The 24,582-nt window shown below is 43.6% G+C and carries 17 protein-coding genes; 2 read left to right on the forward strand and 15 right to left on the reverse strand.

The window, feature by feature from the left end:
• Nucleotides 1-49: 49 nt before the first annotated feature.
• From P0M28_RS21900 to P0M28_RS21945, 10 genes are all read right to left on the reverse strand, one after another.
• Entirely contained in the window at nucleotides 50-502 is a 453-nt protein-coding gene (locus P0M28_RS21900) for a nuclear transport factor 2 family protein (RefSeq protein WP_302205112.1), read from the reverse strand.
• 485 nt (nucleotides 503-987) lie between these two features.
• Nucleotides 988-1,980 (reverse strand): class 1 fructose-bisphosphatase, encoded by a 993-nt coding sequence (gene fbp / locus P0M28_RS21905; protein ID WP_302205113.1) that lies wholly within the window; start codon nucleotides 1,978-1,980, stop codon nucleotides 988-990.
• A 78-nt stretch (nucleotides 1,981-2,058) separates the two neighbouring features.
• Nucleotides 2,059-3,204 (reverse strand): DNA polymerase III subunit beta, encoded by a 1,146-nt coding sequence (gene dnaN / locus P0M28_RS21910; RefSeq protein WP_302205115.1) that lies wholly within the window; start codon nucleotides 3,202-3,204, stop codon nucleotides 2,059-2,061.
• A 207-nt stretch (nucleotides 3,205-3,411) separates the two neighbouring features.
• Nucleotides 3,412-4,242 carry a translation elongation factor Ts gene (gene tsf / locus P0M28_RS21915; protein WP_302205117.1) on the reverse strand — a complete coding sequence of 277 codons (831 nt, stop codon included), beginning with the start codon at nucleotides 4,240-4,242 and terminating at the stop codon, nucleotides 3,412-3,414.
• Between the two features lie 219 nt (nucleotides 4,243-4,461).
• Nucleotides 4,462-5,247 (reverse strand): 30S ribosomal protein S2, encoded by a 786-nt coding sequence (gene rpsB / locus P0M28_RS21920; RefSeq protein WP_302205118.1) that lies wholly within the window; start codon nucleotides 5,245-5,247, stop codon nucleotides 4,462-4,464.
• Nucleotides 5,248-5,276: 29 nt separating this feature from the next.
• Nucleotides 5,277-5,663 carry a 30S ribosomal protein S9 gene (gene rpsI / locus P0M28_RS21925; protein ID WP_302205119.1) on the reverse strand — a complete coding sequence of 129 codons (387 nt, stop codon included), beginning with the start codon at nucleotides 5,661-5,663 and terminating at the stop codon, nucleotides 5,277-5,279.
• A 16-nt stretch (nucleotides 5,664-5,679) separates the two neighbouring features.
• Nucleotides 5,680-6,129 (reverse strand): 50S ribosomal protein L13, encoded by a 450-nt coding sequence (rplM, locus tag P0M28_RS21930; protein ID WP_302205120.1) that lies wholly within the window; start codon nucleotides 6,127-6,129, stop codon nucleotides 5,680-5,682.
• Nucleotides 6,130-6,427: 298 nt separating this feature from the next.
• Entirely contained in the window at nucleotides 6,428-7,144 is a 717-nt protein-coding gene (locus P0M28_RS21935) for an RluA family pseudouridine synthase (protein ID WP_302205121.1), read from the reverse strand.
• Nucleotides 7,145-7,379: 235 nt separating this feature from the next.
• On the reverse strand, nucleotides 7,380-8,471 hold the full coding sequence (locus P0M28_RS21940; RefSeq protein WP_302205126.1) for a sensor histidine kinase: 1,092 nt from the start codon (nucleotides 8,469-8,471) through the stop codon (nucleotides 7,380-7,382).
• Between the two features lie 14 nt (nucleotides 8,472-8,485).
• Nucleotides 8,486-9,175 (reverse strand): response regulator transcription factor, encoded by a 690-nt coding sequence (locus P0M28_RS21945; RefSeq protein WP_302205127.1) that lies wholly within the window; start codon nucleotides 9,173-9,175, stop codon nucleotides 8,486-8,488.
• Between the two features lie 192 nt (nucleotides 9,176-9,367).
• Between P0M28_RS21945 and P0M28_RS21950 the strand changes: the two genes are divergently transcribed.
• Nucleotides 9,368-10,321 carry an Rpn family recombination-promoting nuclease/putative transposase gene (locus P0M28_RS21950; protein ID WP_302205128.1) on the forward strand — a complete coding sequence of 318 codons (954 nt, stop codon included), beginning with the start codon at nucleotides 9,368-9,370 and terminating at the stop codon, nucleotides 10,319-10,321.
• A gap of 56 nt (nucleotides 10,322-10,377) precedes the next feature.
• Nucleotides 10,378-13,047, forward strand: coding sequence for a valine--tRNA ligase (locus P0M28_RS21955; RefSeq protein WP_302205129.1), 2,670 nt, complete (start codon nucleotides 10,378-10,380; stop codon nucleotides 13,045-13,047).
• A 139-nt stretch (nucleotides 13,048-13,186) separates the two neighbouring features.
• Here P0M28_RS21955 and P0M28_RS21960 read toward each other — a convergent pair whose 3' ends face one another.
• The 5 genes from P0M28_RS21960 to P0M28_RS21980 form a co-directional block, all read right to left on the reverse strand.
• Complete coding sequence (locus tag P0M28_RS21960; protein WP_302205130.1) at nucleotides 13,187-17,071, reverse strand: Ig-like domain-containing protein; 3,885 nt, start codon at nucleotides 17,069-17,071, stop codon at nucleotides 13,187-13,189.
• 25 nt (nucleotides 17,072-17,096) lie between these two features.
• Nucleotides 17,097-18,539 carry a S8 family serine peptidase gene (locus P0M28_RS21965; RefSeq protein WP_302205132.1) on the reverse strand — a complete coding sequence of 481 codons (1,443 nt, stop codon included), beginning with the start codon at nucleotides 18,537-18,539 and terminating at the stop codon, nucleotides 17,097-17,099.
• 662 nt (nucleotides 18,540-19,201) lie between these two features.
• The gene (locus P0M28_RS21970) at nucleotides 19,202-19,999 is read right to left on the reverse strand and encodes a GIY-YIG nuclease family protein (RefSeq protein WP_302205134.1); all 798 of its coding nucleotides are present in this window, start codon (nucleotides 19,997-19,999) and stop codon (nucleotides 19,202-19,204) included.
• Nucleotides 20,000-20,106: 107 nt separating this feature from the next.
• On the reverse strand, nucleotides 20,107-21,711 hold the full coding sequence (locus tag P0M28_RS21975; RefSeq protein WP_302205136.1) for an amidase: 1,605 nt from the start codon (nucleotides 21,709-21,711) through the stop codon (nucleotides 20,107-20,109).
• Between the two features lie 37 nt (nucleotides 21,712-21,748).
• Nucleotides 21,749-24,553 carry an FG-GAP-like repeat-containing protein gene (locus P0M28_RS21980; protein WP_302205138.1) on the reverse strand — a complete coding sequence of 935 codons (2,805 nt, stop codon included), beginning with the start codon at nucleotides 24,551-24,553 and terminating at the stop codon, nucleotides 21,749-21,751.
• Nucleotides 24,554-24,582 lie beyond the last annotated feature (29 nt).

The following is a 24,582-nucleotide window of genomic DNA, read 5'->3' on the forward strand; positions in this document are numbered from 1 at the left end:
ACTACAACGATTACTCTGGTGGTACTTAACGCTAAGTAATGGTCATGGTTTAGTGTTTTGCCTCTTTAATTTGCGCGGTATAAACGGAAGGAATATCCCATGCTTCGGTAATTTTACCGTTAACTATACGCCACACAACCACCACGTCAATTTCTATCGGTTGGTCTTCCATTACCATCGTATTTTTACTATGCACAACAACAAGTTCATCGCCAATAGCAGTAGCAGAAACCGGATTAACTTTAAAGGTGCCATCAGTACGTCCACCTATTCTTTCGAAGAATTCTTGAAAACCCTTCAAACCAATGTAGTCTCCCTGAACATCAGGTAGTAGTGGATTGAAAAAATGCCAGATCGCATCTTCGGCCAGTATATCCGACGCCTCGGCCACATTTGCCGGGTTGAATTTATTTAAGATAGCGATATTCGGATGCTCTTGATTCATGGTATAAGTATTATATGGTTGGTTGATAATTTTTTTGCCTGGAAACGCTTTGACCATTTCATAGACGGTTTCATCTCAACGATGCTGGTTTTTGCTAAATCGAGGTATTAGCGTAAGAGGATGCTTCGCAAAAAAAGCCAAACACGCGCTATTTAAAAGCCTCTTGTAACCGAAGGTGTCTAGCAATAACATATCATCTTCCTAGACACCCCAATGATCGCTTTGGTTGTACTCAGTAGTGTTAATTTTATTACTGGCTGGAGTTAGTACCTTCAAAAGTATCCAGCCGTAAATCAGCCTTCCGATTGCTAGAATCGGAGCTGTGGCCAAGGAAACAATTCTTAACTAAAATGGGGTGGAATGAAAGTTAACGTCAATCGTTTGAGGCAGAGTAATTGAGGAAGGTTCGGAATACTAGGGTTACTGTCAGCAAGAACCAGATTGTTCCGTTGGCTTTTATACAGGTAGATAGGGTTAGTAGCGTTTCTCTGCTATTGCTATGATGATATTGCAACCTGGTTACAAACTGAATTAGCTAATGGCTAAGAGATCATCTCCAGACATTTATCTACTAAGTTAGCCGAACCAATAAAGAGTGGAGTACGCTGGTGAAAATCTTCGGGCTGAATATCCAGAATACGTTGTTTTCCATCGCTGGCTTTACCACCCGATTGCTCTACAATCATGGCGAGGGCATTGGCTTCGTACATTAACCGTAGCTTACCGTTGGGGTACTTAGGGAACGGAGGATATATGTAAATACCACCTTTTAGCAAGTTGCGGTGCACATCGGCCACCAGCGAGCCAATATAGCGCGATGTTAGTTTCTTACTACGGCAGTTTTCTATAAACGAATGTAGTTTTCCGGACATTTGATCCCAGTAGCCATCATTGATAGAGTATATTTTACCGTCAGGAATGCATTGAATATTAGGGTGGGAGAGGAAGAACTCACCAATGGTAGGGCCGTGGGTAAAACCATACACTCCCCGTCCGGTGGTATATACTAAAATAGTAGACGAACCGTATAAGACATAGCCTGCTGCAACTTGAGCACTGCCGGGCTGCAAAACATCTTCTTTGGTTACTTGACTACCTTTCTCACTTTTACGACGATAGATGGAAAAGATGGTGCCAATTGACACGTTAACATCAATATTACTGCTACCATCTAGCGGATCCATCGCTACCAAGTAACTAGCATCAGGGTTAATAGTGATTACTTCTTGTTCTTCCTCGCTAATGAGGGCACAAACTTGTCCGCCATTTGTTAAGGCACGCTTGAAACGGATATTCGCTACCACATCAAGCTTTTGCTGGGCTTCCCCCTGTACATTTTGCGTGCCGAAAGCTCCTTCTAAGTCTAACAGCCCAGAGCGGGTGATTTCCCGGTTCAGAATCTTAGCTGCCAAGCCAATGTCGCGCAGTAGCTGGGAAAGCTCGCCTGTAGCGTAAGGAAAGGAATCTTGTTTCCGTTTAATGAAACGGTCGAGGGTGACCCCAACGGGCTTACCCAGATCAGTAGATGATGCCATAGGTTGTATTCGTGTGTTTATGTAATCTTGAGCAGTCATGAACACCGCACGACGGTCATCTGGACGCATCAATACATTTTAGACATAGTTACTCAACATAACGGGCATTACCAACATGAGTACTTCTTCGTTTTCGCCTCCCTCGCTAGGAACAATTAGTCCGGCTCGGTTAGGTTGGGAAAACTTGAAAGTTACTTCTTCTGAGTCAATGTTATTGAGCATCTCAATCAGAAATTTAGCATTGAACCCAATTTCTAAATCTTCGCCCGGATGATCGCAGGCTAGGGTTTCATTGGCTTCATTAGAGAAATCTAAATCTTCTGCCGAAATGTGTAGCTTATTTCCGTCTAGCTTTAGGCGAACTTGATGGGTAGTCTTATTGGCGTAGATAGCAATTCGCTTAAGAGAACTCAGAAAATCCTGACGGTTAATCGTCATCTCATTCTGGTTATCTTGCGGAATCACATTTTCGTAGTCGGGATACCGCTCATCTATGAGGCGGCATACCATCTGGATGTTGGCTCCGCCGGTTCCGGAGAATTGGAAAAAGGCATTAGAAGCATTGTATCGCATACTCACCTCCGTGTTTTCTGAGGGTAATACGCTCTTCAGCAAATTTAGTGCTTTGCGAGGTACAATAATCGATGATTTTCCGTCTATACCTCCCGAAACATCGGTGCGACGGTAGCGAACTAGTCGATGACCGTCGGTAGCTACAAAGGTGCTGCCTTGTCCGTTTAAGTTGATAAAAACCCCGGTCATGGCCGGACGCAACTCATCGGCACTGGTAGCAAAAAGCGTATTGCTTACGGCGTGAGCCAGCACATCGGCTGGTACGTCTACTGTATTACCATCTTCCACAGCTGGTACTTTCGGGAAGTCGGTAGCATTTTCGCCTGACAGGCGGTAATGCCCATTTTCCGAATGGATTTCAATATTGTAAGAAGACTCATCGATGGTAAAAGTGACCGGTTGCTCAGGCAGGTTTCGCAGGGTTTCAATAAGAATTTTAGCTGGCACGGCAATGCTCCCTCGTTCCTGGGCATCTACTGCCAATTCAGTCATTACGGTGGTTTGCAAATCGGAGGCCGTTATTTTCAGGGAGCCGTTCTGGATTTCACATAAAAAATTCTCCAGAATAGGAACGACTGGGTTAGAGGCAATTACGCCATTGATAGCGGAAAGCTGCTTGAGTAAAGTAGAAGAAGAGACAACAAATTTCATAGGACAGTTGCACTTAATGTGAGTATTCAGAGAAGCATGTTGTATGCGTTTCCCGAAACAATTTTTTGAGAAGTTCGGAGAGTAAATATAAAAATTTATCCGACAACCTAGCGGACTGAATCCTTATTTTATTCCCAATAAGAAACAAAAAGCCCAACCGGGTGAGGCTGGGCTGTAAATAGCTAAAATAAGCAGTGAAGAAAGTGCTTACGCACTCACTGAAACGCGCTTAAATTTAGACACTTTCATGCCTTTATTCACACTATCCAGGTACTGAGAAACATTCATACTTGAATCTTTCACAAATGCCTGGTGTACCAAAGTATTGTCTTTAAAGAACTTCTTCAATTTTCCCTGGGCGATTTTATCCAGAATATTCTCAGGCTTGCCTTCGGCTTTGGCTTGTTCGCGACCAATTTCCAACTCACGGTCAATAGTAGCTTGGTCTACTTCACTCTCATCTAGGGCAACCGGGCTCATGGCCGCAATTTGCATGGCTACGTCTTTCCCGGCTTCTTCACCTTTGCCATCGGTATTCTCCAGAGCAACTAGCACACCTAGCTTTTTATTAGCGTGGATGTAGGGAACAACAATTTCTCCGCTCATTATTTCGTAAGCACCAATGTCAATTTTCTCTCCAATCTTTCCTACCAGCTCAGTCAGCTTTTCCGCTACGGTCAAGTCATCCAGTTTGAGTCCTTTCAACTCTTCGGCTGAAGCGGGTTTCTCGCGGAAAGCCAAATCGACGATGCTATCTCCGATGCTTAAAAACTCTTCGTTTTTAGCCACAAAGTCAGTCTCGCAGTTTAATGATACCAGCACCGCTTCGGTCTGGTCGTCGCTAGTTTTTATAAATACTACGCCTTCGCTAGTTTCTCGGTCGGAGCGAGAGGCGGATACTTTCTGTCCTTTTTTTCTTAGTATTTCAATTGCTTTATCAAAATCTCCGTCGGCTTCTACCAGTGCCTTTTTGCAGTCCATCATGCCGGCTCCGGTCATTTGGCGAAGTTTGTTCACTTCTTGTGCAGTAATTGCCATAGTTATATAGAATTTAATTGAAAAGTGATAAGTGAAAATTAATAATGGAAAGCTCTTGACGATCCAGTTAACAGTAAGTTGTCGTAAGGCAGTATGCTACTTCAGTGTATTCTGCAACACGCAACTTTTAAACGAAAAGAACATTGACCAGCCTCGCCCGCGAAGAGCCGACAACGATCAATGTTCTGGACGTATATAAATTTGTTGTTTTACTATTGCTTAGGAAGCAGATTCTTCGCTCTTAGCTTCCTCCGGCTTTTCGTCGGCTTCGCGCTTCTTGGCTTCTTCTTCTTTCAGCTTGGCTTCTTCTTTCTGCTGCTTACGCTCTAACAAGCCTTCTTCAATAGATTTGCCAATGTGCTTCACAATCAGCGAGATTGACTTAAATGCATCATCATTTGCCGGAATCGGGTGCTCAACTTGCGTAGGATCCGAGTTGGTATCTACCATCGCAATAACCGGAATATTCAGCTTGTGTGCTTCTTTAATCGCAATATGCTCGCGCTTGATATCTACCACGAACAATGCTGCCGGTAGGCGGGATAAATCAGCAATTCCGCCCAGAACGCGCTCTAGCTTCTCCTTCTCACGGGTAAGCATCAGTCGTTCCCGCTTCGCTAAGTTTTGGTAGGCTTCTTCTTTCATCATTTTGTCAATAGAAGAAAGCTTACGTAGCGATTTGCGGATGGTAGAAAAGTTGGTGAGCATACCACCCAGCCAGCGGTGGGTCACGTAGGGCATTCGCAGTCGCTTGGCTTCTTCCGAAACCACTTCTTGCGCCTGCTTCTTGGTAGCCACAAACATAATTTTCCGACCAGAACGCACAATGTTTTTCACTGCGTTAGAAGCTTCGTCTAGCGAGGCTAGCGTTTTATTCAGGTCAATAATGTGAATGCCATTGCGCTCCATAAATACGTAAGGAGCAATCTTCGGATTCCACTTGCGGGTAAGGTGACCGAAGTGGACTCCGGCATCCAATAAGTCTTTATATTCTATATTTTCCATGAATGTCGATGTTAAAGATGGTGAAGAAATTATCGTTTACTGAACTGGAAGGCGCGACGAGCTTTACGACGTCCGTATTTCTTCCGCTCCACCATACGCGGGTCGCGGGTAAGAAAACCTTCTTTCTTCAGCGGGCTGCGGTGCTCTTCGTTTACTTTAACGAGTGCCCGCGAAACCGCCAGGCGAATAGCTTCGGCCTGCCCTTTGGGGCCACCTCCACCGACATTGACACTAACATCGTAGTTGCTAACTTCTTCTACCAGGGTAAGCGGTTGCTTTACAATGGTTTGCAATATTTCTGAAGGGAAGTACGCTGCAATATCTTTCTTATTGACCGTAACTGCTCCGCTGCCAGGTTTCATATAGATTCGGGCAACTGAGGTTTTGCGTCTTCCGATGGTGTTAATTATATCCATAATTTGTTAGTCAATGTTATTTAGTGATGCTGATTTTCTCAGGCTGCTGAGCCTCGTGCGGGTGCTCGCTACCTTCGTACACGAACAAGCTTTTAAAGACCTTGCGACCTAAGCGGTTTTTAGGCAACATGCCGCGTACTGCTGATTCAATTACGCGAGTAGAAGATTTCTGAATCTCCTGCCGAGGAGTAGAAAATCGCTGTCCTCCCGGGTAACCGGTGTGGCGGATGTACTGCTTCTGATCCATTTTTTTGCCGGTCAGAATTAAGTTGTCCGCATTAATCACAATAACATTGTCTCCGCAGTCTACGTGAGGTGTGAAGCTGGTTTTGTGTTTGCCACGTAAGATACGTGCCACTTCGCTGCACACCCGGCCTAACGGGGCGTCGCCCGCATCAACCACATACCACTGCTTTTCGATGGTCGATTTGTTGGCCGATTGAGTTTTGTAACTTAAAATATCCAATTGTATAATAATTAAAATAGGTAAAACACCTCTCTTGCTAAAGAGGCGACAAAATTAGAAACTATTTATCTTTTTAGCAACTCCTTTTTCAGACTAATCAGAGCTTTTTTTGAATTTGATAACTCGATTGTTCAATGGCTAAATTATTAGTTGCAAAAAGCAGGGGGTTTGGCATAGGGGTATGAACATTTGCTCCCAGCACCGCCCCTCCAGCCGAACCACGGTGACCCTTAGCTTTTCACCTTTCATATCCCATATCTTTTCCTGTTATCCATTATCAGATTTCCATTGTCAACTATCAGTAGCGGTTTTTTTCTAACTGTTTCAGTAGTACGGTAAAGTCCTTGGGGTAGGGAGCCTCTACACCAACCCGTTCCTGGTTTAAAAGTTCGATTTCCAGAGCCTGGGCGTGCAATGCCACCCGTTTGATGAGTGGAAGCTCTTCGGTATCCCGTTTCAGATTGAATTTTCGCTTGACAGATGATAGGTAAAAGGGTTTACCTCCGTACTGCTCATCGCCCACAATAGAAGCATTTAAGCTAGCCAGGTGAACTCGAATCTGATGCATTCGGCCAGTGATGGGTTGGCACTCTACTAGCGTATGCTGTTTATACACTTCTAACGTATTAACTTCCGTTTGGGCCGCCTTTCCACCCCGGTGACTGATACGAACACTCCCTTTGCTATTGGCGTAAATGGGTAAGTCTACCTGGATGTTTTGGAAATTATGAATTCCATCGCATACCGCATGGTAGACTTTCTTCACTTTGCGGTGTTCAAACTGCATGGCTAGTGCCCGGTATGCTTCGGGGTGCTTGGCAATGGCTAAGGCACCGGAAGTTTCCTTATCCAACCGATGACCCACTTGGGCATCTTCAACATAGCCACGAGCCATCTCAATAATACTAAACGGATCGTTACGATCCTCTAGCGTAGATAAGTGCGAAGGCTTATTGATGATAATGTAATCCTGATCTTCGTACAGAATTAGATCTTTAAATTGAATTTTTGCCATAGTGTCCTTCTAACACCCGAGAGTGGGAAATAGTTGAGTAGCTTAGTGCTATAGTTCATGGTGTTACGGTGTTAGAGTATTTGGGTGTTCATGCTCTGATTTTCTCAGTTCAAAATTCTGAGTTTTGCAATTTTGAACACCGTACGATGGTGGGCGGTACGCGATCGCCTGAACATCATCCTACGACGACAGGAACACATTAACACCATAACACTTTAATACTCAAACACTCAAATCACTCCACTTCCTCTGATTCGGGTTGGGAAATTTCTAGAGCGGGTTGGATAGGTTTTTCGCCTCGGGGCAACATAAAGGAAAAGGTAGAACCTTCTCCTACTTTACTTTTAACCTGAACCTCTGATTTATGCGCCTCTACAATGTGTTTGACAATAGCCAATCCTAGCCCAGTACCCCCTTTATTGCGAGCCCGGCTTTTCTCTACCCGGTAGAAACGCTCAAAAATACGCTTAATATCTCCGGTCGGAATACCCCGGCCTTCATCTTGTACTACAATATCGACTCCTGTATCACTCTCGGTAAATAAGATAGTAACAATTTTGCCATCTTGCTTAGTATATTTGATGGCATTTCCTACCAAGTTGATCATCACTTGGTAGATACGTTGCCGGTCGGCGTACACGAAGGTAGCCGGTTGCGTGTTCTCTAATTTTAACGTGATTCCTTTCTTCTCAGCTTCTGACTCTAACTGGTCAAATACTTCCTGTACCGTTTCTTGGATATTGAAATGCTCGTAGTGCATTTTAATACCGCCCGTTTCCATTTGCGATAAAGTGAGCAAGTCTTGCACCAACAGGTCTAATCCATCGAGGCTACGGGCCGCTTTCTTTAAAAATTTCTTACGGAGCTTAGGCTGTTCAGCCGCTCCATCTAGCAACGTATAGACAAAACCTTGCGCGGCAAAAATGGGGGTTTTAAGCTCGTGCGATACATTGGCAACAAACTCCCGCCGAAACTCCTCCATTTTTTTAAGATCGTTAATTTCTTTTTGCTTATGGGCCGCGTAGTCCAGAATCTCCCGATTAATCCGGCGCAGCGGGTTTACGGAACTTTCCAGCTTTTCTTCTTCTACAAAAGATAAATCTTTACGCCTCAATTTATTAATCATTGTGTAGATTTTTTTGATCTCCCGAAAAACCAGAAAATCTAAGGCAACCTGAATAAGGATATAGGAAGAGGAAAAAGCCAGTAGCGAGCCTACCAGTAGTGCTTGGGTAGAGACTCCTTCTACTAGCGATAAAAAAGCGGTGGTAACCAGCGCGATAGAAAACCCCAACAACAGAGCAACTCTTTTTGAACTAAAAAACATGCAGTGTTAACGTGTTATTCTTCCCCACCAAACTTATACCCAACCCCTTTGACCGTAACAATATAGTTGCTTCCGATTTTTTCCCGCACTTTCCGAATGTGAACATCTACGGTGCGTGCTAGTACGTATACGTCTGATCCCCAGATATTTTGGAGTAGCTCATCGCGGCTGTGTACTTTATCAGGGTTTTGAGCTAAGTAGTACAGTAGCTCAAACTCTTTCTTCGGTAAGCTAATCTGCTCATCTTGTACAATGACCATATAGCTAGATCGGTCAATGGAAAGACCATTGACATTAATTTTATTATTTTTCTTCCGTTTTTTCGCTTCCCGACGAAACAGGGCACTAATCCGACTCATCAGTGCCCGAGGTTTAATCGGCTTAGTGATATAGTCATCAGCGCCGGTATCAAAGGCGGCCACTTCGGAGTATTCCTCCGAGCGGGCGGTCAGGAAAACAATAAAAGTGTTGTATAGATCGGGATTTTCGCGCAGCTGCCGACAGGTTTCTACCCCATCTTGGTGGGGCATCATAATATCTAGCAAAATTAGATCGGGAGCAAATTTGGCGGCAATATTAACTGCTTTTCTACCGTCTAGGGCGGTTTTCACTTTGTAGCCTTCCTTAGACAAATTATACTCCAGTAGATCAAGAATATCGGGTTCATCATCTACTACCAGTATCTTATGCTGTTTGGCTGACATAGATTTTTATAATTGGTTATTCAAAGATACAACAAAATTGGATAATGAAAATGCTGCTAGCTACAGCCACAACGTAACTAGTTTGATACGAAACTAGCTGTATAGCAATTTATGTTTGCTCAGTAGATGATTTAGCCTATCAAGCATGAGCCACATTATCTGGTTTATCTTACAAATTTCTATCTTTGCACTATGGCGATCAAAGAGCGGTATATTGATCCTTTCACAGATTTTGGGTTTAAGAAGTTATTTGGTTCTGAACCTAATAAGGAATTACTCATTGATTTTCTAAATGAACTACTTCGGGGTAAAAAGAAAATCAAAAATCTCACGTACGCAAAGAATGAGCAGCTGGGTCATACTTCTGATTACCGGCAGGCCATCTTCGATCTGTACTGCGAAGGTGAACATGGTGAGAAATTTATCATTGAGCTTCAGCGGATTAATCAGCTTTTCTTTAAGGATCGAAGCGTTTACTACTCTACCTTTCCGATTCAGGAGCAAGCTCCAAAAGGCCAGGGCTGGAATTACCGGCTACCGGAGATATTCATGATCGGCATTATGGATTTTGCTCTTGACGATACTCCGTCTGAGCAGTTTCATCACGAGGTAAAACTCATGGAAACCAGTACTAAAGAGGTTTTCTATGAAAAGTTGACATTCATTTATCTAGAAATGCCGAAATTCGAGAAAGATGAAAGTGCAGTACAAACTCACTACGAGAAATGGTTGTTCTTATTAAAAAACTTGAATCGTTTCACTGAAATACCTACCGTACTTCAAGAACGTATATTTAGAAAAGTGTTTGAAATTGCCGAAGTAGCTAACTTAAATGAAAAAGATATGGAAATATACGAAGCAAGCCTGAAACAACGTCGTGATTGGCAGAATACGATGGATTATGCTATACGGGAAGCTGAAGAGAAAGGAGTAGAAAAGGGAATGGAAAAGGGAATGGAAAAGGGAATGGAAAAGGGAATGGAAAAGGGAATGGAAAAGGGAATGGAAAAGGGAATGGAAAAGGGAATGGAAAAAATGAGGGAAAAGCAGCGGGAAATTGCTGCTAATCTAAAAAAAGTAGGAGTATCGGTGGAGATAATTGCCCAATCTACTGGACTAAGTGCTGAGGAAATAAATCGATTGTAATAAATACTCGCAACAGAAAAAGAATAATTCACTACATAAATTGCAAAGTTTCCTCCATGGCCTTGTCCAGTAAATATAATCCACGCGAAGTAGAAGATAAATGGTACCAGCAGTGGCTGGATAAGAAGTTCTTCCATTCCGAGCCGTATCCCGATAAAGAAGCCTACACCATCGTCATTCCTCCGCCTAACGTAACCGGAGTGTTGCATATGGGGCATATGCTGAATAACACTATTCAGGATGTGCTGATCCGCAAGGCTCGGATGGAGAGGAAAGCAGCTTGCTGGGTGCCAGGTTACGATCATGCTTCCATTGCTACTGAAGCTAAAGTAGTAGCAATGCTGAAAGAACGTGGTATCAATAAGTATGACTTGAGTCGCGAAGAGTTTTTAGAGCATGCCTGGGAGTGGAAGGAAAAATACGGTGGAATCATTCTGGAACAGCTAAAAAAGCTGGGAGCTTCCTGTGATTGGGATCGGACTCGTTTCACGATGGAAGGTCATATGACGGAGTCCGTCATTAAAGTCTTTGTTGATTTGTACAACAAGGGGCACATCTACCGAGGCTACCGAATGATTAACTGGGATCCGCAGGCCAAGACATCTCTATCTGATGAGGAGGTTTTGTATAAAGAAGTACAGTCTAAATTGTACTATGTCAACTATCCTATTGAAGGTGAAGACGGTCACGTCACCATTGCTACCACTCGCCCCGAAACCATTTTGGGCGATACGGCCGTTTGCGTGAACCCCAATGATGAACGGTATCAGCATTTGCGAGGGAAGCGAGTTCGAGTTCCCCTGATTGACCGCTCTATTCCAATTATTGAAGATGAGTACGTGACAATGGAATTTGGAACAGGTTGCTTGAAAGTAACCCCGGCTCACGACGTGAATGACTACGAACTAGGGAAAAAGCACGATCTAGAAACCGTAGATGTAATTGCGGATGATGGCACCATGAGCCAGGCCGCACAACTGTACGTGGGTGAGGATCGCTTTGTAGTTCGGAAGAAGATTGGTAAGCAACTGGAAGCCGAAGGGTTTATTCACAAAATTGAAGACTATCAAAATAAGGTTGGCTACTCGGAGCGAACCAGCGCAGTGATTGAGCCCAAGCTTTCGGTACAGTGGTTTGTCCGAATGGATGAACTAGTAAAACCTGCTTTAGAAAATGTGTTGAATGACAACGTTCAGTTTTATCCGGCTAAGTTCAAAAATATGTACCGCACCTGGATGGAGAACATCCAGAACTGGAACATCTCCCGCCAACTTTGGTGGGGGCAGCGCATTCCGGCTTACTATCTTCCCGATGGTGAGATTGTGGTAGCTGAAACGGCTGAAGAGGCGTTGAAACTAGCCCAAGAAAAATCTGGTAATACGTCGCTGGCGATGGATGACTTGAAGCAGGACGAGGATGTGTTGGACACTTGGTTTTCGTCGGGGTTGTGGCCCATCACCGTTTTTGACGGAATCCGTAATCCCAATAATGAGGAAATCAAATTCTACTATCCGACCAATGTACTAGTGACTGCTCCCGAGATTATCTTTTTCTGGGTAGCCCGGATGATTTTATACGGCTACGAATACCGGCAAGAAAAACCCTTCCACGATGTGTACTTCACTGGAATTGTACGCGACCAGCAGCGGAGGAAGATGTCCAAGTCGCTCGGAAATTCTCCCGACCCGCTCAAGCTGATTGAAGAATACGGTGCCGACGGAGTACGCACCGGGATGTTGTTTAGCTCCCCCGCAGGGAATGATCTGCTGTTTGATATCAAACTGTGTGAACAAGGCCGAAACTTTGCCAACAAAATCTGGAACGCCTTCCGGCTAGTAAAAAGCTGGCAGGTAGACGAACAGAAGAAAGATCAAACTAATGCTACGGCTATCGCTTGGTTTGAGGCAAGTTTTAATCAGTCGCTGGTGGAGTTGAAAGATCATTTCGCTAAGTACCGCATGTCGGATGCGCTACAAACGGTCTATAAGTTGACTTGGACGGATTTCTGTTCTTGGTATCTGGAAATGGTAAAGCCAGCTTACGGTGAGGCAGTTGACGCGATGACTTACGAAGCTACCATCGGTTACTTCGAAAAACTAGTCAAAGTGCTGCATCCGTTTATGCCGTTTATCACTGAAGAGCTGTGGCACCAACTGGCCGATCGGGACGAAGACGATTATGTAATTGTTGCCGAATGGCCGCAAGCGGATAAGCAGAAGGATCGAAGGCAGACCGATAAAGTATTACTGCAAGGTGGCGCAGCCGTATTTGAGGTCGTTGGTAACATTCGTAATACTCGTAACACACGGAAAATTGCTCAGAAGGAAGCCCTATCGCTGTTCATCAAAACGGATACCTCGGAGGTTTATCAGCAATTTGATAGTACGATCAGAAAGCTGGCTAATTTGTCCTCTATCGAGTTTGTTAACGATAAGGTAGAAGGTGCTGACAGTTTTCTGGTAACTACTGCAATGGGACAGCCCGATACTTTTTTCATTCCACTGGGTGATGCTATTGATATAGATGCTGAGATAGACAAGCTGGAGAAGGATTTAGAATATCAGTTAGGTTTTAAAGCTTCGGTAGATAAAAAGCTAGGTAATGCCCGCTTCGTAGAGAATGCCCCCCAGTCGGTAGTAGATGCCGAACGTAAAAAACAAGCCGATGCCGAAGCTCGCATTCAGGCCATTCGGGAGCAGTTGAAGAGTTTGCGGGGAGAATCGTAATTATTACATACCATAGCAATAACTAATCACTTGCAATTGGGTAATATTTACAACAACGCCAATGAGAACAGGCTGCCGGTGAGTAAAATCGGCAGCCCTATCTCAGAGTAAGCAAAAGATGCAGGCCCCCCCCGGGGGATTATTGGTCGGGTGATATTATCGCTTTGAAATATTCTACTCTATCCTTCGTAGTTATTCGAATCATATAAACACCACGATCTAACGTACTGGTATCCCAGGAATACTGCTGCTTACCTGCCGTTTGTTTCTCATCAACCAGCATTTGCAATAATGTTCCATCTGTGGAGTAGACCCCCAATTGTACGTAGCTTTGGTTGGCTAATAGGTATTGTATTTTGGCTTGTTGCCTTATTGGGTTTGGAAAGCAGGTCAATGGGTATATTGTCTGATTTTCTTCACCCAACCCAAGTACAGTTTCTACCTTCACATTAAAATTCAATGGCACTATTTTTCCGTATTCGTTGGCAATACTTACTTGAACATTAGTCTGACCGGGATTTCTGGCCTTTAGTACCAGAGAGGCATCGCTGATAGAGGCACTAACGACAAAAGAATCTTCTACCGCGCTATGAAAAAACAACCGTTGATCTGTTGGTTCTACGATAGTCTCCTTTAAGTTAATAGAGTAAGTTTGATTGTAGATCAGTGAGATGTCTTCTAGCTTTCCAGATAGCTCTATTGATGGTACCACTATGATTTTGATACCGAGTGCCCTACTCGTTTCAAGTGAATCGGAAGCGGTTAGTGTGAAGGTTACGTCGCCTATAGTCACTGTCTCAATAAGCAATACGTCTTCCGTAATATTACCCTTAGCTACAGCACTATCACTATTTGTGATATAGTAATGCAAAAGATCACCATCCGGATCGGTAAAGAGTGAATCCAAACTTAGAGTGAGCAGTTGACCTCTTTCTAACAAATGTATTAGCGATTCGCCACTGGCTAATGGAGCTTGGTTAGCAATTGGTGACTCATCTGAGCCTTCGGGAGTGACAATTACCTCAACACTGTATTTTAGCTGTTGACCTAAAATATCTTCAACTACTAACTCAAGGGAGGTAGTACCTATTTCTTTAGTAATTAGTTCTAATAGACTACCCTTTACGTTAACAAACGCTATATCGGTATCTTGAATATACCCCGTGAATTTTAGAGGAAACCCTTCGGGATCCGCAAAATGCTTCGCTAGGTTAATCTGATAGGGTTCACCATGAAGCGACAGATGCTGATTTTGTAGGGAGTCTTCAACGGTAGGAGGCTGATCCTTGGCAACATCCTTACTAGACACATCAAAGAAAATAGGTAATTGCTTTTGAGGTTCTTTTGGGTCATTAGTAGTAAAGTTTATAACCGCAGCATACTTTCCTTCTGTCAATTTATTTCCCTCAATAGACATGGATAAATTGACACTTTCTGATTTTGCAATAGTACCACCATTTGGATCTATGGTAAGCCAGTGTACATGAGGCCTTGTTCTAAATTGAGCAAAAGTGTTACCATTTGAGAAGTATACCCCAGTATATTTATCCTTTCCTAGGTATGTAAAGTTTGTGTAATTATAACGGTTTCCCAAGGGGTTTTGCGCTATGTACCATTTGTCCTTTTGGATATCATATAAATTCCAAGTAGCGCCGGAAGCAACGTACACTAGTTGAGCGTAGGGCTCTACCGTAGACTCGGACGAAAGATTATTAGGAGGCCTTTCTAATGAAGTCCACCGGTTGTCATCGATATTGTACTCCAGAAAAGTGTTTGATGTATGCACAAACAGTCGCCGATTGAAATGAGTCATGCCCAAGTAATTTTGCCAACCATTAATGCTGGTCGCTAAGACAAGCCGCTTATTTTGAGCAGGGTCATAGCGAACTAATTCTCCTTTCGTGTATAATACGTACAAATACGTGCCATCAGAGGCTATTTTACTAGGATAATCACCTGGTTGGCTATTGCCTATATTTAGTTCTGACCATTGATCTTTTGCTATGTTGTATACTGAGATGTTGTTGTTTCGCGGGAAAGTGAAATAGATTAGTTTCTTCAGATACGTGCCATCACTGTGTGACGAAGATGAATAATAAGGTGCATCGGCTACCTTCTCCCAAATGCCGGCTGAAACATCGAATTTATAGAAATTTGCGCTCCTGGTCTCTTTCGCAAAAATGACCCCATCGTTAGGTGCGGCAACGATAGTAGCTGCCTCCTGAAAAGGAGATGATTTAGCTATAAAATTTTCTTTATTTCCAAAAGAATAGTCAGTACTATCGGGGTGAGCTGGTTTGTACTTAGTGTACGTGATGTACGAATCCCAGGATAATGTACTTCCCCCTTTATTTAGAAGCTGTATGGTTCTATTTGCTTCTTGCCCTTCTAATAGTTTTAATCGGATTGAATCTTCGGATAGCTTAACTACTGGTGGGTCTATTCCCTGCCCGGTAAGAAGTATTTTGATGGCTGAACCATCTTTACTATTAGATTTTACTACGATTTCACCATCTATGTTTCCTGCTTGGTTCGGCGCAAAGTTGATAATTACGGATTGCTTAGTAAGCGGTAAAAGTGCAAACTGAGTAGTATTTGTCGAATAGGCATCGTCGGTGCTAGATAATGAACTAACCTTTAGTGTATCGGTGCCTCTATTGTGTATCCACACCGTATCACTTTTACTTAGCCCAGTGTATAGTCCACCAAAGTCTAGCGAGTCTTTAGATACTTCTAGCTTAGGTACTCCTTTTACTTTTATTGTGATAGGTACGGTTATCTCGGAATTTTTAGGGTCATTGGAAGAGATGACTAGTTGCCGATAGTAGGTTCCCGAAAAGAGCTTTTGCGATGTTATAATTAGTGGTATTTCTACTGAAGATCCTTCTGCTATCGTGCCACCCGCCGAATGTTCTATTTGAAGTTGGGATTTAGAAGCGTGTAAAGCGTAGTTCGTAGCATTGTAAAGAAACGGTCTTCCGTTCGTATTTTTGTTCTTATAGAAATTTTCCCAGTACATAGTACTAGCAATAATTTCTCCCTGACCTATGGAGTAAACTGCTGTAGTAGAATGGTTATTTCCCACGGCTGATGTTAAAATCTGGCTAGTGGAAGGTAAATTTAGGATCCTTCCACTACTGGTACGGTTGTTAACATGAGTGACTACATCAGGTATTTCTTGGGTAATAATGTGCTCGAGTAATTTTCGGTCGGCAGAACTGTAGAACCCATTATCCAGTAGTACTCCGCTAGGAGCTTGCACATCATATCGGCCTACGATCATGTACTGAACTACTCCGCCCTGAGCTACATAAGTTTCAAACTTATCCTTATGGGTATTTAGTAAATTGCTGTTGGTGTAGTTTTGCCCACCGGTGACCATAATCAAGTCATAGATAGAGAAATCCCGCTGACTAATTTGCTGATGGCTGATTACATCTGGGGTGACTCTGAATTCTTTCTGTAAAAAATCTTTCAATGAAACCCCCCAATTGAATTGCGCCTGAATCACCAGCACTTTAGAGGTAGTATCCGAAGTATGATAGGTTAGAGAGTCTGGTGTAATTCTAGTACTCATGTTAAAGACGAGCGTACTTTTCCCTTGACTATTGTCTATGGCCACTTTCTTTTCCAAACTTTCACCGTCTGACATGGAAACAAACAGTGAATCGGGAGTTACCTGAATATAGGGTGGCTCCAAAGTGGTAGAATCAGCGATATTAGAAAGAGATGAAACCAGTCCGTGATAGTCAATCACTTTAATAGCCCAATAAAGTTTCGTGCTATATGGTAAATCTGGAAAGGTATGCACTTCCTTCTCCCCGGATGCTTTGGGATTTATGGACTGAGAGACCGGAGTTGCCTCGTCAAAGTTTTTTTCGGTAATTGCCTGGGTAGAGTACCGGATATCGTAAGCTCTAGCCACTCCTTTCTGACCATCAGCTCCACTAGCTGTCCACCGTAAGGTCATGCTTTCTACCGCTACCGAGCCAACAGTTAGATTAGTGATAGCCGCTGGAGCCACCTGACTGTCATCTAAATTGATGGCTCTAAAAGCATTTAGTCGACCAGCCCCCTAGCTGTCCTACGTAAGTAGGGTTTTGTTCGTCAATATTATCAGCTGACGATAGCAAAAGCGTTTTTACTTGGTCGGGTTTAAAACCTTCTTTACCAAAGTGAGAAACCAGCAATGCTGCCACTCCGGATACATGGGGTGCGGCCATAGAAGTTCCCGATAGATAATTGTACGAATTATTAGTATAGGTGCTCAAGACCGAAGATCCCGGAGCAGAAATTTCTACCCAATCCCCGTAGTTTGAGAAATCCGACTTTTTGTCGTGATGATCGGTAGAAGCCACCGCAAAACAAGATTCGTAAGAACTAGGGTATCGAGGGTTAGATGATCGGTTATTGCCCGCAGAAAATACGACCAATCCACCGGCCATTGGTCCGATTTGAATATTCTTATCGTAATTTTCGGTAGTATTATCGTAGCCCGCCCGTTTCACAAAGTAGTCAATTGCATCTTCCAGCACTTTACTTGGTAATCCACCGCTCCAGCTATTCTGGGCAATTACGGCCCCATTATCAGCCGCATATATAAATGACTCTGGAAAACCACCCTGTCCTCTACTTCCGAATACCGCACACGACATTAACCTTACGCCAGCATCTGCATCGGTTCCACCCGCAATTCCAGATACTCCTTTTCCATTATTATTAGTGGCTCCTACTGTTCCACCCACGTGTATTCCGTGATAATGAGGAAAAAAATCACCTCGTTGATCGCCAAAGCCGTACCCATGAATATCATCAATGTACCCATTGTTATCATCATCCACCCCGGGTTTGCCCTGCTGTTCTTGTGTATTTACCCACATACCACCTTGAAGGTCTTCATGGTTGATGTCCATACCACCGTCAATAATGGCTACCACTACTTCACTGTCTCCTGTTTCTACGCTCCAAGCTGAAGTAAGCTTAATATCGGCTCCTTTCGTACCACCCGACTGCCCCGTATTTTCGTAGTGCCACTGATCCTTAAATCGGGGATCGTTCATAGTGGCTTCTGGTAATTTAGTAACTTCCAAGCTCATTTCGTAAACAGGCTCAGCCCACTGAACTGAATTAATCTGCTTATACGCCTGAATCAACTGCTGAATATCTTGCCTCACCGTATCCTGAAATACAACCTCGTACCACTGATGAAGCTGATGCGAACGATGAGCGTACTCGTATTTTCCGGCGGAAGGAAAAACGCGCCTAATAATGCTCACACCAAACAGTTGATTGAGCTGATCTAGTTTAGCTTCTTGGGTAAGCGTAATATCTTTTTTGGATAGGTTCTCCAACCTATTAGCGAGTTCTTCTTCCAGTTGTATATAAAGCCTGGTAGGATTTACCGTGGTTTCCTGAGCATATAAAGTCAAGTTGAGATGTACTAGTGGGAGAGCGAAACACACGATAAATACGGCACGTAATATTTTTTTCATTTATAGCGATTTTCTAATAAAAAAGTACATTGACACAATTAGTGAAATAGTAATAAATAGCTATATTATATAGGTAATAGTTATATAAAAAGTTATTTATTACAATAATATGCAATTTTATAAATTATAAATATAAATAAAAGGTACATTAACTATATTGAGAAAAAATATTATTTTTATGATTTTATTTTTATCTTGCTAGGTTTGTTTACGGCTATGGATGATATTGATCAGTTGGGAAGGTGACTGCTAAACACCTTACTTAGTAGTGTATCTCTAGATTGCTGCTTCTATCTCAGAAAGAAACATAAGACAGAAATTAGGCGAGGAAAGCTGCTCGATAGAACATGATTTGGAGAAGGGTTATGGTTTCAGTCAATGAAAGCTTAGGTGGCCAGTAGCATACGAAGAGTTATTCTTAGCAGATAGTGTAGGCGGAATAGAAGATGTAAACAGATACTGAAACTCGCATATGAGCCATTCAGGAGCAATCGAGCAGATTACTAGGCGAATTGTAGTACGATTGAATAGTATTCATACTACCCAATTGTACAGACACTTTGTCTTGAGATAGAATTTCTCCGGGTGAGCGATAGCAAATTCCGGGGTCTTTGTGGGAGGTACCGGAATTTGCCGAGCATTAGTTGCTATTGCTTACCTACTCAATTTTCATTGTACCCAAATGTTTTGGATCCAAGTACCTTCTTCCACCAAGATTCTCTTTTGATTATAATATTGTCTTCGATTGTAGATTTATAAATGTCTAGTATTGAATAGTAAAAATTGCTTTTTATATGATCGAAGCTCAACTTTTTTAGCCCCTCATTCCCTCCATGACCATTATTCAAATATTGTGACCATCTCCCGTGTAGCATGTTAGTTCCGTAGGCAGAGCCAACGTACATCTTACCATTGCTGCTATCCGTTATCAAGTAAACACCTTTCTGATTTTCTAAAGCAGTTTTCCACACATTCTTATGTAGTACCCTTTTTAAGTCCTGCCAAGACAGATACACGTTTTCATAACCTGGGAAGAGGTCATCGTCAAAGGTGCTTTCCAATATTTGGACAACTTTGCACTTATCAATTACACTTTCAGCTTTTCTGATTACTTGTCTAGTATTCTCCTTAAATTCAATAACAATTCTGCCAAAATACTTTTCATACTCACGAATTGTCTGGTATTCGTAACCAACTTGGTTGAACTTGTTCAAGTCCTTTGTGATCCGACTGATGTCAAATAATAGCCATTTGTAATTCTCGATAAGTACGAATCCGATCGTGACTTGACCTTCGTAATACGACCGTTTGGATGAGTTCCAAAATTGCCACTGCAAAAGCTCTTCTCTGTTCTCTTTAAAAATATCTATTGGATCTTTAACCCCATTTGATACGTTAAATTTGACTTTGGTATTCTCGATTTCGCTTAATTGCAATATGTCGTTTAGTAGAATATCCATTGGGAAGTATAGGTTACTATTAAACTGAAATTTTAAATTTCATTAAGGTACAGAAGATAAATAGGATATTAAAATTTGTTGCGATTGCTGCCGGAGAAACTAAGTTATCATTCGTCAGCACTTGATTCGGCAAGTGTATCCTTAAACCCTGGTGTTCTGCGGTGCCGGGTAGCTTGCTCGAAGGCGTAAGCAATTTGAATAAGCTGCGGTTCCTGATAAGCCGAAGCAAAGAACGATATGCCCACGGGCAACCCGTGAACAAACCCTGCCGGAACCGTAACGCTAGGGTAACCCGCCATCGCTGCCGGAGAAGAGCTTCCTCCTAGAAAATGATCTCCGTTTACCACATCAATGGGCCAGGCAGCACTGCCACTGGGAGCAGCGATAGCATCTAAATTATGTTCATTCATTACTTTATCGATACCATCCTGGCGGGATACGCGCTGAACCTTGGCTAAGGCTTCCTGATAGGCACCTTCGTCCAACCCACCTTTTTCTTGGGCTGACTCAAATATTTCCTGCTGAAAATAAGGCATCTCATCGCTCGAGTGTTCCTTGTTGTAGCGAATTAAGTCTTCCAAGGTTTTTATGGTGGGGTGATTACGTTCGGCTAGGTACTGATTCAGATCGTATTTGAATTCATAGAGTAGTACTTCATAGCCAGCTCCGCTGAGTTCGCTTTGAGGCATTACCGTTTCTAGATCTATTAAGGTAGCACCCTGTTCTTTCATCGCTGCTAGAGCTGCTTCCAGTCGCTTGTCTACCACTTCGTGAAAACCGAAGTAAGATCGTCCAACTCCGATTCGTTTACCTTGCAATCCGTCTGCGTCTAAAAATTGCGTATAATCCTGGTAAACCTTTCCTTCACTTTCTTGGGTGATGGGATCACGAGCGTCAGTTCCAGTAAGTGCACTCAGCAAGATAGCTGCATCAGTTACGGTGCGGGTCATCGGCCCGGCGGTATCTTGGCTGTGGGAGATAGGAATAATTCCTGAGCGACTGACTAATCCAACCGTAGGTTTGATACCCACAATTCCGTTAGCCTGAGAAGGACATACGATAGAGCCATTGGTTTCGGTGCCAATCGCGACTGTGCATAAATTAGCCGATACGGCTACACCGGAACCAGAGCTAGAGCCGCAGGGGTTACGATCTAAAACATACGGATTTTTTACCTGTCCGCCCCGCCCACTCCAACCACTAGACGAACGGGTAGAACGAAAATTCGCCCACTCACTGAGATTGGTTTTTCCCAGCAATACTGCTCCGGCTTCTCGTAACTGTTGTACCAAAAAGGCATCTTGAATAGGTTTTGAACCTACCAACGCTAGCGATCCAGCAGTGGTTTCCATTTGGTCGGCAGTGTCAATATTGTCTTTAATCATTACCGGAATGCCGTGCAATGGGCCACGAACTTGTCCCTGTTTCCGCTCTTCGTCCCGTTGGTCGGCAATAGATAGAGCCTCAGAATTTACTTCAATCACTGAACGTAGGGTTGGGCCTTGCTGGTCAACTTCTTCAATGCGCTGAAGATAGCTTTCTACGATAGCACGGGAAGTAAACTCTCCAGACTCCATCCCAGCTTGTAAATCAGCGATGGTAACTTCTACCACATCAATAGTATGGGGAGTGGTTTCTGAGGAGCAAGCGAGCGGTAAGTAAGCTAACGTGGCAGCAGCACTGCTTCGTTGAATAAAAGTGCGTCGATTCATGTGAGCAAGATATTGCAGAGAGGGCGTAATGCCAAACTCACTCGATCAGGAGACGACGCTGAAGAACCCGCTGAGCAGTCTGAATCTCCAGTAAGTAAAGTCCGGCAGGCAGTGCAGCTACATCAATACGACTTTTGTTTTGGTTCGGTAGAGATTGATTCCGTATTGTGTTTCCCTGCGGGGCGAGCAAACGATAGGCAATCGGGCGTTCGGCGGTAGCTTCGCTCTCTAGAAACAACGTCTGGGAAGCCGGAATGGGGTACAGACGAATATCATCAATCAAATCATCGTCCAAGCTGGTAACGGTTTTACCAGCGTCTATAGTGAGTACAAACTCATCACTCACGTTGGCTGCCGAAGTGTCGGTAGCGGTTACTTTAATTGTTAGTTCTCCGGCTTCAGAAGACGTACCACTCAACGTATTGGTAGACACATCAAAAGCAAGCCAATCGGGTAGGGGAGTGTCATCGGCGAGGGTAGCAGTTAAGATAAGTGTATCTCCGGGGTTAGCATCCTGAAATGTGCCCGCCGGAATCACGAAACTGAACGCAGAGTCTACTGTAGATTGCTGATCGTCGATGGGTTGCGCTACGGTGGGGGGAGTGTTTTCTACGGGCTCGGTAGTCTCACTTTGGAGAGCATTATTGCGGTACCAAGCTAGTTCAGTATCATTCAATACCACCAAGTCTGTATCGGTGTCCCGATCAATATCGTGCTTGAATAGTAATACATCGGCACTAGTGAATTGCTCAATCACGGTATACTCTCCGAATCTGGTACTGCCGTTTAGATTTTTCAGATAAGCCAACTCTTGCTCCCCCTCAGTATCATTCACTAGTACCAAATCTTGATCTAGGTCATCATCAATATTGAGAAAGAGCCAGGGAATGGCGGTAAAATCGTAGCTATCGTCAAATGTTAAGGTCTGTTCTTGGTAAGTGCCATCATTGTTGGCAAGATACAGCGTGATTTCAGCTTCAGAAGCTAGTAGAAAGTCAGCCAAGCCATCGCCATTGATATCTTCAATACGATCGAAGGGAAAATCAGGATTTTGCAGTACATCAAAGCCACCTTCCGAAGATTGGGTGTAGATGATACCATCAACAACCAAATCGGTGATTCCGTCTCGGTTCAAATCGTAGACCTCTTCTAAGATTCCAATAATTTGCGTCTCAACCAATTCGTACGCGCCGTCAAGTTGGCCTGCCAGCAAAAACACTTCACCATCTACACTAAGCGAACGATCGGTAAAGGCTACATCTGGGCGAGCGTCACCGTTGAAGTCGCCAGCGTAGTACGTAGCATCCAACGTTCCGCTGTACAGTGTATCTTTCGCACCTACGCTACCGTCTTCTTGGAGTGTATAGCGAAAAATACTTTGTCCTTCGCGGGCATCGCCCCCCATCAGTAGTAAATCGGTACGCTCGGGTGTTTCTAATATGGCTGCATCGCCGGGAATGAGGGTATTGAGGGCGAGTAGCTTGGGCAGAGCGGTTAGTGTACTATCTTGGTTCGCAAAGCTTAGCACCCGGTTGCTACTACCTTCGGTCACCATCATTTCGGGGAAACCATCCTGATTGAGATCGCCAAAATTAACGAAAGTGCCCACTTCGCCGGAAGACGCTAAGGGCAACGCTCGGCTATCGGTCAAGTACCGGGGAGTAGAGAAATTGGCTTGCCCCAGATTTTCTTGCCACACTAACTCGCTAGGAGTACGCAACAAAATGTCTAACTGCTGATCGTTATTGAAATCAACGTAGGAGCCGGTAAGAAGCGCGTCATTTAGCAGGCGAGGAGTAAATTGAAGATCGCCAGTATTTTCGTACCAACCCACGTATTGATCGAAATCAGACTCTGCACGAGCGAATGCCAGTGCAAATGTAAAACTGGCGAGTATATCCAAATCCCCATCTTGGTCAATATCGTTGATTTGTACGTTCTGAGGCGAGAGGTCAAACGCTTCCAATTCAACCAAGCTGCCTTCCAGTACAAATTCATTACTTGCGTTAAACGAGTAGAGCTTAGGCGTAATAATACCGTCGTCTCCAGCGGTGGCGTAAGAGATTACTAATTCGTTGGTATCATCTCCGCCCAGATTACCTACTGTTATATCGGGAATAGAAAGGGAAGTTTCGTTAGTAATAGCCGTGGTATCAGAAAAAAACGTGCCGTTTCCGGTATTGCGTAGCCACACCACTCGGTTGTCGGTCACGTTAGTGGTAAACAAATCGTTTTGCCCATCTTGGTCAAAATCGGTAATCTGGATTAGCTCACCTAAGGCTATCAGAGCAGATTCTGCAAAATTAAGCTCACCCTCGTTGCTGATTAAAAATAGCTGATTCTCAGTATCAAATGCCGAATAAACGAAATCAACCAGCCCATCACCCGTAAGGTCAGCCACTTCAAACGTTTCACCAGTGTATTCGGTAATGAGCGGTGCTACCGCCGAAAATCCATCAGCCCCCTGGTTCTGGTACCAACTAATAGTGTTATTTGCTGCTTGGAGAATCACGATGTCTAGGTTACCATCGTTGTTGATATCGCTCACCCGAGTATTCTCCCATTCTTCTACGTTCGTGGCTACGTCAATTGATTGAGCAAAGTTACCACTACCCTCGTTGAGGAGTACGCGGTAATTACCAGTGCAGCATTCCTCGCCTTCGTTAGATTGAAAGGTTAGCAAATCGGGAGCGGTATCTCCGTTAAAATCAGCAGTGAGCACTACGTTTTGTTGGTCGCTACTGCTGATTAAGCTCACTTTGGGTTGAAAGGTGTTCTGGGCTAGTGTTCCAAAATGAGATAATAAAACAATAGCTATAATATAAATAGTGATACGTCGCATACAGGTCAGTGTTAAAAATGCAGTAAGTA

The sequence above is a fragment of the Tunicatimonas pelagia genome (genome assembly GCF_030506325.1).
Lineage (GTDB): Bacteria > Bacteroidota > Bacteroidia > Cytophagales > Cyclobacteriaceae > Tunicatimonas > Tunicatimonas pelagia.

Bases quoted from the DNA above. Each gene is read 5' to 3' on its own strand.
- P0M28_RS21955 (WP_302205129.1), top strand. From the start codon at position 10,378: ATGGCCTTGTCCAGTAAATATAATCCACGCGAAGTAGAAGATAAATGG.
- P0M28_RS21935 (WP_302205121.1), bottom strand. From the start codon at position 7,144: ATGGCAAAAATTCAATTTAAAGATCTAATTCTGTACGAAGATCAGGAT.
- P0M28_RS21950 (WP_302205128.1), top strand. From the start codon at position 9,368: ATGGCGATCAAAGAGCGGTATATTGATCCTTTCACAGATTTTGGGTTT.
- P0M28_RS21965 (WP_302205132.1), bottom strand. From the start codon at position 18,539: ATGAAAAAAATATTACGTGCCGTATTTATCGTGTGTTTCGCTCTCCCA.
- tsf (WP_302205117.1), bottom strand. From the start codon at position 4,242: ATGGCAATTACTGCACAAGAAGTGAACAAACTTCGCCAAATGACCGGA.
- fbp (WP_302205113.1), bottom strand. From the start codon at position 1,980: ATGGCATCATCTACTGATCTGGGTAAGCCCGTTGGGGTCACCCTCGAC.
- P0M28_RS21945 (WP_302205127.1), bottom strand. From the start codon at position 9,175: ATGTCAGCCAAACAGCATAAGATACTGGTAGTAGATGATGAACCCGAT.
- P0M28_RS21970 (WP_302205134.1), bottom strand. From the start codon at position 19,999: ATGGATATTCTACTAAACGACATATTGCAATTAAGCGAAATCGAGAAT.
- P0M28_RS21980 (WP_302205138.1), bottom strand. From the start codon at position 24,553: ATGCGACGTATCACTATTTATATTATAGCTATTGTTTTATTATCTCAT.
- P0M28_RS21900 (WP_302205112.1), bottom strand. From the start codon at position 502: ATGGTCAAAGCGTTTCCAGGCAAAAAAATTATCAACCAACCATATAAT.
- P0M28_RS21940 (WP_302205126.1), bottom strand. From the start codon at position 8,471: ATGTTTTTTAGTTCAAAAAGAGTTGCTCTGTTGTTGGGGTTTTCTATC.
- rpsB (WP_302205118.1), bottom strand. From the start codon at position 5,247: ATGGAAAATATAGAATATAAAGACTTATTGGATGCCGGAGTCCACTTC.
- rpsI (WP_302205119.1), bottom strand. From the start codon at position 5,663: ATGGATATAATTAACACCATCGGAAGACGCAAAACCTCAGTTGCCCGA.
- dnaN (WP_302205115.1), bottom strand. From the start codon at position 3,204: ATGAAATTTGTTGTCTCTTCTTCTACTTTACTCAAGCAGCTTTCCGCT.
- P0M28_RS21975 (WP_302205136.1), bottom strand. From the start codon at position 21,711: ATGAATCGACGCACTTTTATTCAACGAAGCAGTGCTGCTGCCACGTTA.